The 15811-nt window shown below is 68.7% G+C and carries 14 protein-coding genes; 5 read left to right on the top strand and 9 right to left on the bottom strand.

Annotation, left to right across the window (positions count from 1 at the left end; genetic code table 11):
- Window positions 1-64: 64 nt before the first annotated feature.
- The 4 genes from U0177_RS04555 to U0177_RS04570 all read left to right on the top strand — a co-directional run bounded on the left by U0177_RS04555 (window position 65) and on the right by U0177_RS04570 (window position 4077).
- Window positions 65-859, top strand: coding sequence for a hypothetical protein (locus tag U0177_RS04555; protein ID WP_409569408.1), 795 nt, complete (start codon window positions 65-67; stop codon window positions 857-859).
- A gap of 106 nt (window positions 860-965) precedes the next feature.
- Window positions 966-1703, top strand: coding sequence for an SIMPL domain-containing protein (locus U0177_RS04560; RefSeq protein ID WP_409569409.1), 738 nt, complete (start codon window positions 966-968; stop codon window positions 1701-1703).
- Between the two features lie 205 nt (window positions 1704-1908).
- On the top strand, window positions 1909-2589 hold the full coding sequence (locus U0177_RS04565; protein ID WP_409569410.1) for a response regulator transcription factor: 681 nt from the start codon (window positions 1909-1911) through the stop codon (window positions 2587-2589).
- A gap of 6 nt (window positions 2590-2595) precedes the next feature.
- A complete protein-coding gene (locus tag U0177_RS04570; protein ID WP_409569411.1) occupies window positions 2596-4077 on the top strand; it encodes an ATP-binding protein in 1482 nt (493 codons plus the stop codon).
- Here the strand turns inward: U0177_RS04570 and U0177_RS04575 are convergent.
- Together U0177_RS04575 and U0177_RS04580 are read right to left on the bottom strand one after the other, a co-directional pair.
- Complete coding sequence (locus U0177_RS04575) at window positions 4064-5248, bottom strand: phosphodiester glycosidase family protein (protein ID WP_409569412.1); 1185 nt, start codon at window positions 5246-5248, stop codon at window positions 4064-4066. The two genes, U0177_RS04570 and U0177_RS04575, sit on opposite strands and share 14 nt — an antisense overlap.
- Before the next feature lie 231 nt (window positions 5249-5479).
- Complete coding sequence (locus tag U0177_RS04580; RefSeq protein WP_409569413.1) at window positions 5480-6406, bottom strand: alpha/beta hydrolase; 927 nt, start codon at window positions 6404-6406, stop codon at window positions 5480-5482.
- A gap of 148 nt (window positions 6407-6554) precedes the next feature.
- On the opposite strand from U0177_RS04580, the gene U0177_RS04585 reads away from it, so the two are divergent.
- On the top strand, window positions 6555-6731 hold the full coding sequence (locus tag U0177_RS04585) for a hypothetical protein (protein ID WP_409569414.1): 177 nt from the start codon (window positions 6555-6557) through the stop codon (window positions 6729-6731).
- 368 nt (window positions 6732-7099) lie between these two features.
- Here the strand turns inward: U0177_RS04585 and U0177_RS04590 are convergent, their stop codons facing one another.
- The 7 genes from U0177_RS04590 to U0177_RS04620 all read right to left on the bottom strand — a co-directional run bounded on the left by U0177_RS04590 (window position 7100) and on the right by U0177_RS04620 (window position 15773).
- Window positions 7100-7498, bottom strand: coding sequence for a PleD family two-component system response regulator (locus U0177_RS04590; RefSeq protein ID WP_409569415.1), 399 nt, complete (start codon window positions 7496-7498; stop codon window positions 7100-7102).
- 234 nt (window positions 7499-7732) lie between these two features.
- Window positions 7733-9877: a cupredoxin domain-containing protein gene (locus U0177_RS04595; RefSeq protein ID WP_409569416.1), complete on the bottom strand. Its 2145-nt coding sequence runs from the start codon at window positions 9875-9877 to the stop codon at window positions 7733-7735.
- 37 nt (window positions 9878-9914) lie between these two features.
- A complete protein-coding gene (locus U0177_RS04600) occupies window positions 9915-10745 on the bottom strand; it encodes a hypothetical protein (protein WP_409569417.1) in 831 nt (276 codons plus the stop codon).
- 281 nt (window positions 10746-11026) lie between these two features.
- Window positions 11027-12916, bottom strand: coding sequence for a cupredoxin family copper-binding protein (locus U0177_RS04605; protein WP_409569418.1), 1890 nt, complete (start codon window positions 12914-12916; stop codon window positions 11027-11029).
- A 39-nt stretch (window positions 12917-12955) separates the two neighbouring features.
- Window positions 12956-13177 (bottom strand): hypothetical protein, encoded by a 222-nt coding sequence (locus U0177_RS04610; protein WP_409569419.1) that lies wholly within the window; start codon window positions 13175-13177, stop codon window positions 12956-12958.
- A gap of 519 nt (window positions 13178-13696) precedes the next feature.
- The gene (locus tag U0177_RS04615) at window positions 13697-14665 is read right to left on the bottom strand and encodes a threonine/serine dehydratase (RefSeq protein ID WP_409569420.1); all 969 of its coding nucleotides are present in this window, start codon (window positions 14663-14665) and stop codon (window positions 13697-13699) included.
- Between the two features lie 52 nt (window positions 14666-14717).
- On the bottom strand, window positions 14718-15773 hold the full coding sequence (locus U0177_RS04620; protein WP_409569421.1) for a homoserine dehydrogenase: 1056 nt from the start codon (window positions 15771-15773) through the stop codon (window positions 14718-14720).
- Window positions 15774-15811 lie beyond the last annotated feature (38 nt).

The raw sequence follows: 15811 nt of genomic DNA on the forward strand, positions 1-15811 counted from the left end.
ACACGACACCCCTACGCTATGCTGGCGCCAACCGAAATCAACCATTGGCGAAAAGGAGTGCATCGTGGATCGCTCGATTCCGGTATGGCTGCGCGCGTTTTTTCTGCTGGTGATGGTGCAGGCGCTGGTGGTGGCGCTTGGCGTCGTCGCGCCGGCGCTCATCCCACGGCTGCTGCCCTGGGATGCCAGCCCGCTGAACGCGCGCTTTATCGCCGCGCTGTACGCCATGGGCTGGCTGAGCACGCTGCTGTGCCTGCGGGCGCACAGCTACGCCGAAACGCGGATTGTGCTGATCGAGGTAGGGCTGGTGACGATGCTGCTGCTGCTGATCACTCTGCCGCGGCTCGCCGAGTTCGTGCCGCCGCGCCCGTTCCCGTGGGGCTGGCTGCTTTCATACCTGGCCGACCCGCTGCTGGTTGCCGCGCTGCTGTGGCGCATGCGCGGGCGCGATGCCGTACCGCCGGGCCGCAGCCGGCTCGCGCCGCTGTTCTGGGCCTACGCCCTGGTGCTGGGCGCGGCCGGGATGGTGCTGCTGGCGCTGCCCGATCTGGCAGCGCGCATATGGCCCTGGGAGCTGCCGGCGGTGCTGGGCCAGATCTACAGCACGTTCTTTCTGGGCATAGCCGCCTGCGCGCTGCTGGCCGCGCGCGACCCGCGCCCGAGCGCGACGCGGATCTTTACCATCGCCAACCTGTTCGTTCTGGCGCTGGTGCTGGTGGTGTCGCTGCTGCATCTCAATCGCTTCGCCGCCGGCGCCTCGGCCTGGGCGTGGTTTGGGCTGTGCGGGCTGGGCGTGATGGCGTTCGGCCGGGCGCTGCTGCAGCGCCGCTCGGCCAGGCTGGCCGGCTCGCTCTCGTAGACGCCACGCGGGAACTTTCCGCGCTGCCCCGCCGTCCTCTGGGTGTGAAACGAACAACCGCCGGGCGCCCGCGCACCGGCTGCATCTACCCCGAGGAGGCAACCAGATGACACAGCGATTTGGGACAATTGTGAGCGTGGTGGCGAGCGCGCTGCTGCTGGCGCTGCTGGCAGGCGTCGGCGCGCTGCTGTACACCCGGCCGGTCGCGGCGCAATCGAGCGCGGGCGTGCCGGGCATGCGCCAGGTGTCGGTGCTGGGCCACGGCGAGGTGAAGGCCCGCCCCGATACCGCCACCGTGCAGATCGGCGTCGAGACCGACGCGGCCACCGCCAAAGAGGCGCTGGCGCAGAACAGCGCCCAGGCCCAGGCGCTGCAGCAGAAGCTCGCCGCGCTGGGGGTGGCCGAGCAGGATCTGCAGACCAGCAACTTCTCGATCGCGCCGGTCTACGGCTCCGATGGCCGCCAGGTCACCGGCTACCGCGTCAGCAACAGCGTCACTGTCACCATCCGCAAGCTCGACACCGCCGGCACGCTGCTCGACCAGGTGGTGCAGGCCGGCGCGAACAGCATCTACGGCATCAGCTTTAGCGTAGCCGACCAGGCCAAGCTGATGGAGCAGGCGCGCCAGCAGGCCGTGGCCGACGCCAAGGCCCGCGCCGGGCAGCTGGCGTCGGCCGGCGGCGCGGCGGTGGGCGATGTGCTGGTGATCAGCGAAAACGTGAGCACGCCGCCCATCCCCATGCCCATGATGGACCGCGCCGCCGAGCAGGCCCCCAACGTGCCGGTGCAGCCGGGCGCGCAGACGATCAGCGTCGACGTGCAGGCGACTTTCGCGCTGCGCTGAGGCGCCCCCGCATACCTGCCGCAGTGCGCGGCGAAGGCTCGCCTTCGCCGCGCCTTTGTGCCCGGCCGCGCTCTCATCGGCGCTTCATCCGCGCCTCACCAGGCCATTAGGCCGCTCGGCGATACTGGCGCAGCGCCTGCCAATTGTGCGGCAGCCGGCTTTATGCTAGGATGCAACCGCAGCGCCCGATTGCAAAGAGCACGCCATGAGCCAGCGAATTCTGATCGTAGAAGACGAAGCCGAAATTGCCGACTACCTGCGGCGCGGGCTGGTATTCGAAGGCTTCGCCGCCGAGGTTGCCGGCGATGGCCTGGCCGCGCTGGCGGCGGCGCGCGAGCGCCCGCCCGACGTAGTGGTGCTTGACTTGATGCTGCCGGGGATCGACGGCATGGAGGTAGCCCAGCGCCTGCGCGCCGCCTCGCATGTGCCGATCATCATGCTCACCGCGCGCGACGCAGTGGCCGACCGCGTGGCCGGGCTCGAGGCTGGCGCCGACGACTACCTGGTGAAGCCGTTCGCCTTCGAAGAGCTGCTGGCGCGCATCCGTGTGCAGCTGCGCCGGCACCAGGCCCAAGACAGTGGCGAAGTGCTGCGCTACGGCCCGCTAAGCCTCGACTTGGTGGCGCACGACGTGCGCCTGGGCACCACGCGCGTGATCTTCACCGCCAAAGAGTTCGAGCTGCTCGAGCTGTTTCTGCGCCACCCGCGCCAGGTGCTCACCCGCGATCTGCTGTACGAGCGCATCTGGGGCTACGACTTCGGCGGCGAAAGCAATGTGATCGAGGTGTACATTCGCGCGCTGCGGCAGAAGCTCGAGGCCGCCGGCGCGCCGCGCCTCATCCACACCATCCGCGGCGTTGGCTATGTGCTGCGCGACGAGGCATAGGCGCCCATGCTGAAACGCCCACTGGCGCTCCGAACCCGCCTCGCGCTTGGCTACACCGCCTTCTTCGGGCTGGTGCTGATGCTTATGGGCATCGGCATGGCGCTGGCAGTGCGCTCGACGCTGCTGGCCGAGATCGAGCGCGAGCTGAGCTCTTCCTCCGAGCTGATCCAGAAGGACTTCGATAGCTCGAATATCGAGCTGGCCGACTACTTCAACAACCCGGCGTTTCTGCAGCGCACGCGCCCGCTGAGCGTTGAGGGCTTGAAGGCGCCTTCGCTGTACGTTCAGGTATCGAACCAAAGCGGCCAGGTGGTTGTGACCTCGGCGAGCCTGCAGCGCCAGGTGCTGCCACTGCCCGAAAACCTGCGCGCCGAGGCGCTGGGCGGCCACGCGCACGTGTGGGAAACCGCGCTTGGCGATGCCCCGATGCTGATGATGGTGAGCCCGCTCTGGGAAGATCAGCGGATCGTTGGCGTGCTGCAGGTTGCCCAGCCGCTGCGCGAGATCAACCGCACGCTCCAGCTGCTCACGCTCTCGCTTGGGGCGATCGGCCTGATCGCGCTGCTCGCGTCGCTGCGCGGCGGCGCCTGGCTGGCCGCGCGCGCGCTGCTGCCGGTGGGCCAGGTGGCACACACTACCCGCCAGATTGTGCGCGCCGAAGACCTGGCCCAGCGCGTGCCGGCCGCCCCCGGCGACGACGAGATCGCCCAGCTCACCGCGACGATCAACGAGATGCTCGAGCGCCTCGAGACGCTGTTCACCTCGCAGCGCCGCTTTGTGGCCGATGTGTCGCACGAGCTGCGCACCCCGCTGGCGGCGATGCGCGGCAACCTCGAGATCCTGCGGCGCGGCGCCGCGCGCGACCCTCACGAGCTCGACATGTCGCTGGCGGCAATGGAGCGCGAGGTGAACCGGCTGGTGCGCCTGGCCAGCGACCTGCTGCTGCTGGCCCAGGCCGAGGTGGGCATGCAGCTGCGCCGCGGCCCGGTGGCGCTCGACGAGCTGGTGCTTGAGGTGATCCGCGACCTCGCGCCGCTGGCCCAGGCGGTCACGCTGCTGCCCGAGGTCGACGAGCAGGTCGAGGTGATCGGCGACCGCGACCGGCTCAAGCAGGCGCTACTAAATATGGTGGTCAACGCTATTCAGCACACCCCGCCGGGCGGGAAAGTCGGCATCGGCCTGGCGTGCGCCGGCGGCCGGGCGCTGCTGAGCGTCAGCGATACCGGCGTGGGCATCGCCACCGACGACCTGCCGCGCGTGTTCGAGCGCTTCTTCCGCGCCGATAAATCGCGCTCGCGCGCGGCCGGCGGCGCCGGGCTGGGCCTGGCGATCGTCAAGTGGGTGGCCGAAGTGCACGGCGGCGGCGTGCAGGCCAGCAGCGTCGCCGGCCAGGGCAGCCGGTTTCAGCTCTGGCTGCCGCTGCCCACCGGCGACGCCCCGGCCGATCTGGCGATCGTGCGCGCCGATATGGGCATCAACGCGCCGTAAGGTAGAAGAAGTCGCGCTGGTCGGGCGCAAGGAACTGGCGGGTGTCGCCGATCATGTCGGCCAGCAGCTTCTGGGCGGCAAGCCGCCCGCCGGCGCCTGGCGCATACGTGACAAAGCGCGTCCACCAGCTGTTGATGTCCAGCTGCATCGCCCGGTCGGCGCCCGCGTCGGCCAGCGCCTGCGCCAGCGCCGGCACGGTCAGGCCATCGCCTGCGGCATAGTACAGAAAGCGGCCGTCGGCGCTGAGCCCTAGCCCGCTGCGCCAGGTGGCGATCTTGTTCTTCACAGTTTTGCCCCACAGCGCCGGGTCGTCGCTGGTGGCGTCGCTGGTCAGCTCGCCGTGGTCGAGCAGCAGCGGGCAGTTCTGGCGAAACGCGACCATATCGGGCGTGGCCTGCATGTCGCTGCCCCACACTCCCAGCCGCACCGAGCCATCGCGGTAAATCGCCAGGGTCGCCAGCCCATCGAGCGGCGGCAGCAGCGTGGTTTTTCCCACTCCCATGCCGAAGGCACCGTTGGCCGCCTTGAAGCCGCCGTTGAATGCCGCCAGCAGATAGCCCGCTCGCTGGTCGGCGGCGGGGATGCTGCCCGGCCGGGCCGCGCGTATATCGGATTGCGGCTCTTGCGTGCCGGCCACGAGGTGCAGCTGCGCGGCGCGCAGATCAACCCGCACCAGCGCGGTTTCGACATACGGCCGGGTTGGGTCGGGCGCAATCAGCGCACGATCGAGCGCTGGTGCGCCGCTGGGCGTGTACACAAATGGCGCCCAGGCCGGCACGACGCCGGCGCCTGCGCTGGACGGCACGGACGTGGCAGCCGCCGGCACGCCTGGCGCGGCGCCCGCAGCCTGCGCCGGTTTGGCGGCCGGCGGGGCGGCCCAGCGCACCTGCGGTGCCGCGCCGGTGGCCTGGTAGCGCGCCTGGCGCACGCTGTCCTGCGCCTGAAACACCCACGACTCGACCAGCGCCACCGGCTGCGGGCCAACCAGCGCACGGGCGACATCAACGGCCTGCGGCACCAGCGAAGGATCTTCGTAGAGCGCAATCGCAATGCCGCCGCCGAGGATTGCGATGCACACCAGCGCCGCGCGCAGCCAGCGCCAGCCCTGGCTGTGGCGGCCTGCCGGAGTCGAGGATCGGCTCGGCCGGGCAAAAGGCGTGTTTCGAAGCATAGTCGGTCTCGTTTCTCACTTTGGCTTCCAGCTGATTGCTCCGAAGGCGTAGGGGCGCATTCTATCGCGCCCGCGCAGTGCCGCGTCGCACCCCCGCGAATCGAGTCGAACCGCGCCTTCGATATGGTTCGCTCGCCGGTGTTGGAGGTGTGGATGGCAGGCGCCCTTCACGATCTTCCTTGGCGGCCTGCGGCCCCAAACCCCCACCGTTTAGGCGACGGGTGGGCGGCATCACCAGCCCGCAGCGTAGAAACGCAGATAGTCGGCCAGGTGCGCTCGCCAGTATGCCTCGGCGTGCCGCCCGGCAAACACGTGGAGCTCGTGCGCGGCGCCGGCCTGCGCGAGCGTGGCGTCGAACGTGCGCGCCGGCTCGCGCAGGCTGTCGTGGTCGCCAACGTCGAGGTACACACGCACGCCGCCGTGCGCGAGCGCCGCCGCGTCGGGGTAGATCCCATTAAACGCGCCGATCGCCGGGCTGTGCGCGCCCACCGCGCGAAACATGCCGGGGTAGCGCGCGGCCAGCAGCAGCGCCCACGCCGCGCCATACGAGATCCCGCCGAGGGCGCGGTGCTCGCGATCGGGCTGGGTCCGGTAGCGACTATCGATGTACGGGATCAGCCGCTGCTCGAGAAAGCGCGCGAACGGCGGCGGGTCGCCGCTCAGCGGGCCAAAATCCTGCCCGCCGTCGGGTAGCACGATCAGCACCGGCGCGATAGCGCCGGCGGCGATCAGCGCGTCGGCCGCATCGTCGACGCCAATGTCGTCCCAGTGCTCGTCGTTGTGCTCGCCGCCGTGCAGCAGGTAGATCGCCGGGTAGCGCCGATCGGGCCGTCCGGCGTAGCACGGCGGCGTATACACCCGAAACTGCTCGTCGCGGCCCATGGCGGCGCTGTGCAGCCGCTCGATCGCGACGGCGCCGTGCGGCTCGGCGCAGGCCGGCGTGGCCGTGGGCGCTAGCGTCGATGTCGGCGCGGGCGTGGCAGTAGGCGCGGGCGTCGATGTAGGTGTAGACGTAGGCGCCGGTGTGGAAGTAGGCGCCGGCGCGGCCGTGGGCGTCATCGGAGGCGTGGCCGTGGGCTGGGCGCGGCGCTCGGCGCACCCCGCACAGCCGATCATCAGGCCAGCCAACACCACCAGCATAGCGTGCGAGCGAATCAAACCAGTCGTATGCCTTATCTCTACGATCTGGCTGGAGTATAGCGCGGCAGGCTTAGCACGGGATGAATCGCGCCTAATGATTTCTTGAGTCCCGCGCTCATTCAAGCCTTACCGCTTGTTCATTGGGGCTTTATCTGGCGCGCATACTATGGCGACAGCTCGCAGCGCCGACAGTGCCGTCGGCGCCAGCGAGAGCAACTATGTAAATGAGATGGTGGCGCCTATGCTGATTTTGACAGTGGGGTACATCCTTGGAGGGATGAGCACGCTGCTGGTCGTTGGGCTAACGCGCGCGGCCAGCCGGAATGACCAATCCGGCGAGTAATACACTCTTCGCTCGATCACTATAGGAGTTACGCACTTGCGCTCTTCGGCTTCCTCAAGTAGCGAGATTGAGCCTGCGGCAGCATCGGCAGCATGGTACGTCTGTATCTTCTGTATGCAGTTTTTCCGCGCTCCAGGTGGAAGAACTGTATACAATACACGAAGATAGTAGCGCTCTGCCGATGGCTGAGCACGCCAACTGCGAAAGTCCTAAGATTGTGTTGCACTGCCTGGCTTCGCCAGGCAGTGCAACACAAAAAGAAGTTCGGGGGCAGCTTTGCCACCCCCGAACCCTCACATAAGGCAAGTGATCAGCCGGATGCGGTATCAGAAGGCGCGGGCGCGGCCAAGCCGCGCCCGCGCCGCCGTTTACGCCTGGGGCGCGAGCTGGCTGCGGCAGATCAGCTCGATCCGCTGCATCAGCGCGTTGATATCGAACGGCTTGGCAATCACTTCAAGCACATTCGGCAGCGTGTACCAGCGCCGCGCCTCCAGCTGGGTCAGCGCGGCCGAGCAGACAAGCACGGGGATGCCGGCGGTTCGCGGGTTGTTCTGCAGGTCGAGGTATACCTCCAGCCCGCTGCGATGCGGCATCGCCACGTCGAGCAGAATGACGTCGGGGCTGCCGCCCTCGGCCAGCGTCAGGCCAATTTCGCCGTCGGGCGCGAGCAGCACCTGGTAGCCCTCGTGCTCGAACAGCAGCTTCAGCAGCACCCGCAGGTTCGCATCGTCGTCGATCACCAGCACGCGAAACGGTTCCACCGGCATACTTCCTCCTGTGGCAGCGCGCGCCACCAGCACCTGATGGCTCACGTGTTGAGACGATCGAGCAGGTGCGTTGGTTTCACCCGCGCCAGGCTCGCATACCAATTTCGCTTGATGACGTACACTTTGGTGGGGGTTTGGGGGCGGCTCGCCGCCCCCAAATTTCTTCTTGAGTTGCACGACGTGGCGAAGCCACGTCGTGCAACTCAATCGATACGTGATCAAGCGAACAGCGTATCACTCGACGATCACCGTGCCGACCATACCGTTGCCGTCGGGCGTGCCGTGCAGCTGGCAGTAGTATGGGAATTTGCCAGGCTTGCTAAACGTCACGGTCTTCGACTCGCCGGGCTGAAAGATCGCGGTGTCGAACGAGTTGTCCGAGGCGGTGGCCGAGTGCGGCTTGGCGCCGTCGTTCTTCCAGGTGATTGTGCCGCCGGCCTTCACCGTGATCTCGGTCGGCGCGAACTCAAAATCTTTCATCGACACGGTCACCGCTGCCGGCGCCGCGGCCTGCGCCGCGGTGGGCTGGGGCGCTGCGGTCGGCTGAGCTGCGGCGCCACCGCCATCGCCAACTTTGATCACCCCGGCCATGCCGGCGCCGCCAGGGCCGCCGTGGAACTCGCAGTAGTATGCAAAGGTGCCGGCTTTGCTGAACGTCTGCTTGAAGCTGCCGCCGGCCCCGAGCGTGCCGCTGGTGAACGAGTTGTCGTCGGCGGTGACGGTGTGCTTGCGCTGGCCCTTGTGGCTCCACACCACGGTGGCGCCCACCGGCACGCTGATCTCCTTTGCGGTGAAGGTGTTGTCGCCAATCACCACCTCGTTCGCGCCGGCCGCTGGCGCAGGCGCGGCGGTTGGCTGCGCGGCGGGCGCGGCGGTGGGCTGGGCTGCTGCGGGCTGGGCCGCCGCCGACTGCTCGGCCACCACAATGCTGCCGGCCATGCCGGCGGCGCCGGGGCCGCCGTGGAACTCGCAGTAGTATGGGAAGGTGCCGGCTTTGCTGAACGTCTGCTTGAAGCTGCCGCCGGCCTCGAGCGTGCCGCTGGTGAACGAGTTGTCGTCGGCGGTGACGGTGTGCTTGCGCTGGCCCTTGTGGCTCCACACCACGGTGGCACCTAGCGGCACGGTGATCTTGTTCGGCGCGAACGTGTTATCGCCAATATCGATATTCACCGTCTGCGGCTGGGCCGCCGGCTGGGCTTCGGCCGCGGCGGGGGCCTGCGCCTGGCCCGGCGCCAGCGCAAGGCCAGCCATCAGCTGGGCGTGCTGGTAGGCCGTCAGCACGCCGCCCTCGCCGGGCACCGGGCCGATCTGCTCGTCCTGGTTCACATCAAGGCCCTGGATGGTCTGCTGCGCCAGCGCGAGGATCTTCAGCACATCCTGCTGCGTATCGGCGATGCCGCCGGCCTGGGCGATCTTATCGGCGCGGTCGTGGATGTCCTGCACGCGCACGCGGGTGTTCTCGCCGGCGATCTGCACATGGCCGGCGTGCAGCTTGATCGCGTCGGTGGCGTCGGGCGCTTCGGCCGCCAGCTTGGCGTGGTCGACCATGCCCTTGATGTAGCCGTCCTGGGTGCCGTTCTGCAGCAGCCCGAAGCCGTCGCCGGGGTTCTGGATCTTGCCGTCGCCATTGACGTCGTGGGCCTCGGAGCCTTCGATAATATTGGCGATATGCTCGGCGTGCACTTTCACCAGGCGGAAGTCGCCGGCCTTAAAGGAATCGTTCAGGAACTGCGCGTGCCGCTGCAGCTCGTCGGTCTCCTGGCGCAGCCCCAGCGCAAAGCCGATCTTGTTCGGCGTATTGCCAATGCTGAACAGCACGTGGCGGATGTGCACCAGCGCCTTTTCCGGCAGAGCGGCCGCCAGCACCACGGTTTTGTTGTTGGTTGTGGCCTCGGCCTCGGCCGCCTGGGTGATATACACCTGGCTGTAGGTGCCGAGCAGGTTCTCGTTGTTCGGCGACACAAACGTGAGCGTGGCCGGGTCGCTGCTGAGCGTCAGCGGGCCAAGCGGCAGGCTGGCATCTTTCCCGCCAAGCCATGCGGCATACACCTGGCCGCTGGGCGGCGCGGCCAGGCCGCTCACCGACACGATCACCTCGTCGTTGCGCAGCACCTGGTCGCGCCAGGCCAGCGCGCCGCCGCCCTGCGCTGCAGTCGCGGCGGTGGGTGCGGCGGTGGGTGCGGCGCCAACGGTTGGCTCGGCGTCGGCGGCCGGCTCGAATGTCGGCGTTGGCGCGAGCGGCGCGGCGGTGGGCAGCGCGGCAGCGGTAGGCGCCTGCTGGGCGGTAGGCGGCTGCTCGGCGGCCGGCGCGCCGCCGCAGGCCGCCAGCAGCAGCGCGGCGACGATCAGCAGAGCAAGAAGAGATCTCCGTGGGTTCAAGGGGTTGCTCCTTTCATCTGCGAAAACAATGCTAGGCTTACGAGCGCGCGCCCCGTGCCTGCGCCTGGGCCTGCGGCTGGCGCTGGGCGCGATTGTAGGCCAGCAGCACGGCCGCGCCGGCGATTGTGGCTACGTACGCGCCGATATACACAATCCCGAGCGGCCGCGCGCCAAAGTCGAAATCGCCAATAAACACCAGCGCGGCCACGCCGATCAGCGCGCTCATGGCGATGCCGGGGCGCATCTCGGCCACCACCGGGGCCATGCCGCGCGAAAACATCAGCGGCGCGATGCTCAGCACCAGCGCCAGGAAAAACGCGCCAAAGCTGCGCGCCGTCAGCAGCGTCAGCTCGCTCGGCCAGATCGTGCCGCCGCGCGCGCTGCCAATCAGCAGCGGGATGGCGAAGAACGCTACGACGATCACGAACACCGCCGCCAGCGCGCGCGACCACCAGGGGTTCGCGCCGCCGGCCGCCGCAATCCGCGGCCGGGCGCGCGCCCAGTCGGCCAGGCTCGCCAGCGTAGCCACCGCGCTGATCGCCAGCGCGATCGTGTAGGCGATGCCGAAGGCCGTGTCGAGGTGCAGCACCTGGCGGTGCACCACCAGCAGCCCGGCCTCGAGCGCGCTGAACGCCCAGGTGAAGATCAGCGGCGTGTGGTTCACCGACCAATCCCAATTGCGGGCGGCCTCGAACGCCATGAGCGCGCCGCCGAGGTACCAGCCGCCCATGGTCATGGCCGCGAACGGCGTGATCTTCCACGCTGCATTGGCCGCAGCCCAGCTGGGCGCGGCGAACAGCGCCAGCCCCATCAGCGCGAAGAGCCCGGCAGTTAGGTAGGTGAGCTTCTGTGTCGTTGGTGAAAGCATCGGCATCTCCTTCGAGCGCGGCCGGCGGCCGGTAGATCGCCGCCGGAAACTCTATATATCGCGTTAAGCGTCATCTGTGCAATCGGTGCAACAGACTTTATTGGAATAACAATAGTGGGGGCTTGGGGGCTGCAGGCCCCCAAAATCTCCTGTTGGTGGGGCGTCTATGGCAGCTTTCCTACCATAGACGCCCCACCAGGGAGGTTCGGAGGGGCTTTGCCTCTCCGGCTCCCCTATTTCCGATCCAGTCTCATCTGCGGATGATCGCTCTATACGCTATGCTAGTGATGATGCTGGTGCGGCGCGGCCTGCGCCGCCACCGGGTAGAGCACAAACGTCAGCGGCGCGAGCGGCGCGTCGGCGGCTTTGAACGGGAATAGCCCGAACCCGGCCATGAACTGGGCGTGCTCGTAGGCCACCAGGCCGCCGCCCTCGCCCGGCACCGGCGCGATCTCGCCGTCGCCATTGGCGTCGTCGCCGCGCTGGATCCACTCGCTCAGCTGGGCCAGCCGCGCGCTGGGCTGCGCGGTGGCGCCTAGGTCGCTGGCCTGGGCCAGCTGCAAGGCCAGGCCGCGCCCTTCCACCGCCCACTCCTGCATGTTCTGCGTGCAGATCAGCACGTGCTCGGAGTGCGCCTTCACGCCGTCGCTGGCGTCGGGGGCATTCTTGGCGGCGGTGGCGGCGTTGCCGGCCGCCAGCAGGTAGCCGGCCTGGCCGCCGTTCTGCAGCAGCCCGAAGCCATCGCCGGGGTTTTGCGATCGGCCGTCGCCATTCAGGTCGCCGAACTTCGGGTCGAGCGAGCCGGCGATCAGGTTATACACGTGCTCGGCGTGGCGCTTGACGCCAGCAAGGTCGCCGGAGGCGCGCGCGTTGGCCAGAAACGCCACGTGGCGCACCAGCTCGTCGGTCTGCAGGCGGATGCCGGCCACGTAGCCCTGCTGGGCCGGCAGGCCCGGGCCATTCGCCAGCAGCTGCGTCAGGAACTGAAACGCCTGGCCGGGCAGCACGCCCTCGAAGATCGGCTGGCCGCTGGGCTTGGCCGGCTGGCTGCCGGCGGCCTCCTGGCTGATCACAAAGCGGTTGAAGCGCGCGGCCAGGTTCGCGCCGTCGGGCGCGTTGAACGTGCCGCTGGCGCCGCCGCCGCCGTCGAGCTGCAGCGGGCCAAGCGGCTGGGTCGCGCTGCCGTCGAGCGTGGTAAGGAAGGCGAACAGCGACTGGCCGGCCTGCGGCGGCGCGTCGACGCGCAGGTTCACGACGACCTGGTCGTTGCGGCCTTTGTCGTCGCGGAAGGCGGCGGTGCCGCTCGGCTTGCCGAAGTACTTCACCGGCAGCGGCTCGGGCGTGGGCTGCGGCGTGGGCGCGGCGATCTGCGGCGCGGCGGCGGCCAGCTGCGGCGCCTCGCCGGCCGGCACCACCTTGATCGTCCCGGCCATGTCCTGGCCACCGGCGCTGCCGTGCAGCTCGCAGTAGTACGCAAAGGTGCCGGCCTTGTCGAAGGTGTGCTTGAAGCTCTGGCCCTTCGCGAGCAGCTCGGATTTAAACAGCGCGCCGTCGTCGGCGGTGGCGGTGTGCGGCGCGCCATCCTGGTTTACCCACACCACCGTCGCGCCTACCGGGATCACAACCTCTTGCGGGTTGAATACGAAGTTAGCCATCGGCACCGTCAGCTCGTCTGCCTTCTGCGCCACAGGCTGGGGCGCGGCGGCGGTGGCGGGCGCGGGCTCGTTCACATACCACACGCTGTACACCCAGATCCCCAGCAGCGTCACGGCCACATACAGGCCGTAGGCCGTGCGCATGAACAGCTTGTAGTTCTTGAAGCGCAGCGCCCGCGGCACCAGCTTGTTGCCGCGCAGCATCACAAACGTGCCGAAGATCAGCGTGATGAAGCCAAGCGCGGCATGGATCGTCGCGGCCCGATAGTACGTCTCGTTCAGCTTCTGCGGAATGCCGGGCGCGGCCGACTTGAAGAACGAGGCGATCATGATCGAAAGCACTTGCACGACATTTATACACACCGCCACCGTCTGCACCCAGCGGTGCGCGTTGTAGCGCTTCATCACCGCCAGCAGCATTCCCACCGTCAGCACCAGTGCCACGACGATCCCCAGCACCAGCGAAACGTCGGCCAGAACCGACGCATTGGTGCCGAGAAAGCCCCTGCCATTCATGCCCGCTTCCTTTCACAGCCAGGCCAGCCCGGCGCTACACTATCCCAGCCCGTCGGAGGCGCGCTCTTCGCCGCGCTCAATGCCGATCTCGCCCGCGATAAAGCTGTTCAGGTCGTGCAGGCTGGCGAAGTAGATCTGGTTGCCGTTGCGCACGTGCTGAACCCAGCCGCGCCAGCGCCCGCCGCCCTGCTCGTCGCTGCTGTGCTCCCACCAGATGCGCACAACAAACGAGCCGCCCTGTTTCTCCGGGTCGTTCGACATAGGCACCCTCCAGCTGAAGACCAGCCGATTGTAGGCGATGCTTGTCGACCATGTGTCGAGCGCCCGGCGCGCGGCTAAACCTGTACGACATTTCACGCAGATCGGGCGTCGCGGTTAGCCCGGCGCGTGGGGATGCGCCGCTCGCCGGCGGCACGCTGCCGCTATGCTGGCGTGATGGTGTCACCGATGTATACGAGAGCCGGGGCGTTTTGCATGCCTAGCACGGCGTGCGGGGTGCGTGCGCCGCCGGGCGACCGGCAAGCTCGCCGCTCGCCCGGTCTGCATGTCTATAGGTATGGATGCGGTGCTGGGGTGCGGGATCGGGAGTGGCGTTGCCGCCCGCGAAATTCTTTTATGGCTTCCGCAGTTGGCGGGCTCTGCCTTCAGCAGAGCAGTACCCGATTCCGTAGAGGTGTGCGTTGTTTCCGCGCTCGCGCGGAAACAACGCACAACGATGGCAGAGTACCATGCTGCCGCAGGCTATACTAGCAACAAGAAAGAGAACAAGCGGAGCTGGTATCAGCGTGGCTGGTAGGCGGCGAACACGCCCTCGACTGCGGCGTTGCCGCCGCAGATCAGCGCCACCGGGTGAGCGTGGCGCGATACGTCGGCCGCACCGCTCTGCAGTGCCGCGATCACCGCGGCGCCGGCCGGCTCGACCAGCTGGTTGCAGTCGGCCCACAGCCAGCGCATGGCCGCCAGCATCTGGGCATCGCTCACCGTCACAATCTCGTCGACATAGCGGCGGGTCAGCGTGAGCGTGCGCTCGCTCACCGCGCGCGGCGCCAGGGTGTCGGCGAAGGTGCGCACCTCGGGCAGCGGCGCGACACGGCCACTCTCGATCGCGTAGCGCATCGCGGCGGCGCCCGTGGGCTCGACGCCGACGATCCGCGCGTTCGGCCGCCGCTGCTTGATCGCCGCGGCCATGCCGGCGATCAGGCCGCCGCCGCCAATCGCGATCAGCACGCAGTCGAGCTCGGGCACGTCGTCGAGCAGCTCAAGCCCGAGCGTGCCCTGGCCTGCCAGGGTGCGGTCGGCGTCGAACGGGTGCACATACGCCTGGCCGGTCTCGGCGGCGTGCGCCAGCGCCTGGGCGTGGGCTTCGTCCCACACCGCGCCGTGCTTGACCACGCGCGCCCCCCAGGTGGCGATGCGCGCCACGCGGTCGGCGCTGGCGGCGGCCGGCAGAAACACCGTGGCCGGCACGCCAAGCCGCCACGCGCCGTAGGCCAGCGCTGCGCCGTGGTTGCCGCCCGAGGCGGCGATCACGCCGCGCGCGCGCGCATCTTCATCGAGCTGCAGCAGGGTGTTGAACACGCCGCGCGCCTTGAACGAGCCGGTCACCTGCAGGTTTTCGAGCTTCAGCCGCAGCTGGGGCGGTAGCTCGCCGCGTAGCTGTGGCGGTGCCAGCAGCGGGGTATGGCGCACATACGGCGCGATCCGCGCCCGCGCCTGCTCGACGGCGTCGAGCGAGAGGTCGTAGGTCATAGCGTATGTCCTCGAAGTGGGGGTGAAAGAAGCGAGGCGCGGCCGGGCCAGCTTAGTGCGTGGCGATGTCGATCGCGTCGCGCAGCATGGCTGCGGCGGTGGGCACCGGGTCGCGCTCGAGCGTGGTGACGCTCAGGCGGCCGGCGATGTCGGTGTAGTACACCACGCCCATCTCGTCGCCGCCCATGCGCGCCAGCGGGTGGCTGGCCGGCAGCGCGGTTGGCCGCACGCTCAGGCGGTAGTCGCTCATGGTGCGCTCGGCCAGGCACAGCAGCACGATCCGCTCGCCGCGCGCTGCGGCGGCCTGCAAGTCGGCGGCCGAAAGCTTGGCGATGCCCTGCACGTCCACGTCGGCCAGCGTCGAGGGGCGCAGCAGCACGGCATTGGCCAGGATCACGATCTTGTTCGCGGCGTCCCAGCCCTCTACGTCGAGCGACGGGTCGGTCTCGGCCAGGCCGCGCCGCTGCATCTCGGCCAGCGCGTCGGCGTAGCTCGCGCCCGCTTCCATCATGCGCAGAATGCCCTGGGTGGTGCCGTTGAGCACCGCCTCGACGCGCTCGATCCGCGCTCCGGCCAGGTCGCGCCAGCCGATATTGATCGTCGGCATGGCGCCGCCGACACACGCGCTAAAGCGCAGCGCCGGGCGCGGCGGCGCGTCCGCGCGCTCGTCGGCCGAGAGGTCGCTCAGCGCGGCAAGCTCGAGGTACGCCAGCGCCAGCGGGCCTTTGTTCGCCAGCACAGCAGCCATGCCGCGCTCAAGCGCGGTGCGCGCGGTGTCGAGGCCGGGCTGGCCGTCTTTCAGGTTCACCGGCGTGGCCTCGAGCAGGATATCGGCGTCGAGCGTGCGCGCAAGCTCCACCGCACCAGCGCCCGGCCGGCCGCCTGGCAGCGTCGCCACGCTGCGGCGGGCCTGCTTGGCGGCCAGCAGCGCGGCCACGTCCAGCCCGCTCGCGTTGCTGATCACGCCACCCGAATCGGCCGCGCCCACCAGGACGAATTCAAGATCATACTCGCGGCGGATCAGGTCGGCCTGCGAGATCAGAATGCCGAGAAAGTTCCGGCCGACATTGCCCAGGCCGCTCAGGATCAGGCGACGGGTTATGCTCACACCAGGCTCCTTGCGATTCGGAGGCGCCGAACATCATC

This window comes from Kouleothrix sp. (assembly GCF_046328425.1).
Classification (GTDB): Bacteria; Chloroflexota; Chloroflexia; order Chloroflexales; family Roseiflexaceae; genus Kouleothrix.